3 protein-coding genes and 1 pseudogene are annotated in these 2,338 nt (G+C 78.3%); 1 reads left to right on the top strand and 3 read right to left on the bottom strand.

The window, feature by feature from the left end; translation table 11 throughout:
- Window positions 1–443 (top strand): hypothetical protein (locus Q6969_RS15055; protein ID WP_317231169.1); only part of this gene is annotated, 443 nt, incomplete at its 5' end.
- Between the two features lie 71 nt (window positions 444–514).
- Here the strand turns inward: Q6969_RS15055 and Q6969_RS15050 are convergent.
- The 3 genes and pseudogenes from Q6969_RS15050 to Q6969_RS15040 all read right to left on the bottom strand — a co-directional run.
- The gene (locus Q6969_RS15050) at window positions 515–1,105 is read right to left on the bottom strand and encodes a dienelactone hydrolase family protein (protein WP_317231168.1); all 591 of its coding nucleotides are present in this window, start codon (window positions 1,103–1,105) and stop codon (window positions 515–517) included.
- A gap of 86 nt (window positions 1,106–1,191) precedes the next feature.
- Complete coding sequence (locus tag Q6969_RS15045; RefSeq protein WP_317231167.1) at window positions 1,192–2,025, bottom strand: HEAT repeat domain-containing protein; 834 nt, start codon at window positions 2,023–2,025, stop codon at window positions 1,192–1,194.
- Window positions 2,022–2,338: pseudogene (locus tag Q6969_RS15040) on the bottom strand (alpha/beta hydrolase); the annotation flags it as partial. The gene Q6969_RS15045 and the pseudogene Q6969_RS15040, both read right to left, overlap by 4 nt.

Here is a 2,338-nt window from a genome sequence, read left to right as displayed (position 1 = left end):
GCCGCACGGCCGACGAGGACCCGCTGCTCCTCGTCGCCGGTGCCGCCGCGTGCCTCGTGGTCGGTGCCGTGGGCGGCGCATCCCTCGCGACGCCGCGCGCCGACGTGGCCACGGGACCGGCGGGGACGCTGGGCGCCGTCGAGGACGTGACGTTCGCGGGCGCGCCCGCGGGGGTGGACGTCGAGGGCGACGTCGTCGCGCACACGTGGGGCACCGAGACCGTCCTGTCGATCGACGGGCTGCCCGCGGGCGACGCCTTCACGGTCGTGGTGGTCGACGCCCGCGGGGGCGAGCACGCGTCCGGGTCCATGCTCGGATCCGCCGTGCGCATCGACTGCCGCATGAACGCCGACGTGCTCCGCGCCGACGCGGCGTCCGTCGAGATCCGCGACGCCGCCGGCGACCGGGTCGCGGTCGCCGAGCTGCCTCCCGTGGACGCCTGACACCTGCCGGACACGGTCGGCATCGAGTCCCGCCGCCGCGGGGACCCGGTCGGCAGCCGCCCGGTGCGCCCTCAGCCGATGCGCGCCAGCAGCTCCAGGGACCGCTCGAGCACGAGCGCGGTGGCCACGGGATCCGACGACGGCAGCGACGCGTCCGTGAACAGGTGCGCGTCCCCGTCGTAGACGAACACCTCCGCGAGCTCGGGGCCGACCGCGTCCACCAGCTCGCGCGCGGCCTCGAGGTCGCCCTCGCCCGCGAAGAACGGATCCCGCGCCATGCCGTGCACCTGCACCGGCACCCCCGCGGGCCACGGCCCGAACGCCCACTCGGCCGTGAGCGACACGAACGACTCGTAGAGGAGCGCGCCGCGCGCGCCGGGGCGGGTCTGCGCGAGGCGCTGGGCGATGGATCCGCCCCAGGAGACGCCCGCGTAGACGAGCCCCGCGGGCAGCCCGTCGAGGGCGCGCGCGGTGCGCTCGGCCATGACGTCGTCGGAGAGTCCCGCCATGAGCGCGAGGCCCGCCTCGACGCTCTCCGGCAGGGCGCCGGCGAGGAGGTCGGGCACGTGCACGGCGTGCCCGCCGTCCCGGAGCGCGTCCGCGAACGCGTGGACGCCGGGCGTCGCACCCTGCATGTGGTGGAACAGCACGATCTCGGCCACGGGTGCGCCTCCGTCCGCCGCGCGGACGCGGGTCCTCGCGGCCCTGCGCCGCGCGGGGCCGTCGCTGCCCACGATAGGGAGCGCGGTCAGCCGGCGGAAGGGCCGTCGGCGGAGGCATCGGCGTCGGCGCTGCCCGCGGCGTCCGTGCCCACGGGGCCCGTGCCACCGGGACCCCTGTCCGCCGACGCATCGCCCACCGGCTGCCCGCCAGCCGGAGGGCGCACCAGGTGCGCGCCGAACGAGGAGCGCCGCGCCGCGTCCACCGCGTCGTCGAAGCGCAGCTCCGGGTCGCGGAGCATGGCGAGGGTGGCGAGCGCGGGGATCCGCACCCGCGCGTCCGCCGCCTGCCGCGACCGCTCGACGACGGGCTGCGACGCCCGGCCGACCGCGACGAACGCGCGCGTCAGGCTGTGCTGCATCTCGGCGGATCCGCGGCCGAGCTGCGACGCCAGCTCGCGGAGCAGCAGGCGCGCACCGGCCGGGTCGCGGTCGGCGTCGAGCAGCCCGGAGGCCGTCCGCCAGGCCGTCCGCGCCACGTGCTCGTCCGGGTCCCGCAGGAGCGCGGGGGTGATCGCCGGCAGCGCCCGCCGGTCCCCGATCTTGGAGAGGGTGTGCAGCGCCTGGCTGCGCGCCTGCGGGATGGGCGAGGCGAGCTCGGCGACCAGCGCCGGGATCGTGGCCTCGCGGTCGTGGCGGAGGAGCGCCCACGTGAGCATCTCGCGCACGTTGAGGTCGGGCTCCACGCGGCAGCGGTGCACGAGGCCCTCGACGAGCGCCGGATCCGGCCGGGTGCCCGCGGTGAGCGCGGCCTGGAGGCGCGCGGACGGGTCGGGCGCGCGCAGGGCTGCGGCCAGCCGGGCGGCGATCTCCGCGTCGGCCGGGCGGTCGGGCCGTTCCGCGGCCTCGGGCCCGTCGGTCACAGCACGTCCCCGACCTCGGCGAGCACCCGGTCCGGGTCCTCGAGCTGCATGTCGTGGTGGATGCCCGGGAGGCGGCGCACGTCCCATCCCGCGGCGGCCAGCTCGGCGGCGTACGCGTCGGGCAGCACGGCGGGGGCGTCGTCGGAGAGCACGATCGTCGACGGCACGGCCGGCGCGCTCACGGCGACCGGGTGGAAGGCGACGTCGCGGAACACGCCCACGGCCATGCGCCGGTCGAAGCGCCCCTGCGCGGCGTCGAGGGAGGCGCGGACCGCGGCCGGGTACGCGGCGCGCACGCGGGCGGCCGCACGCG

This window comes from Clavibacter sp. MX14-G9D, assembly GCF_032917815.1.
Taxonomy (GTDB): Bacteria; Actinomycetota; Actinomycetes; order Actinomycetales; family Microbacteriaceae; genus Clavibacter; species Clavibacter michiganensis_K.
This window is presented reverse-complemented; position numbering and strand designations above follow the sequence as displayed.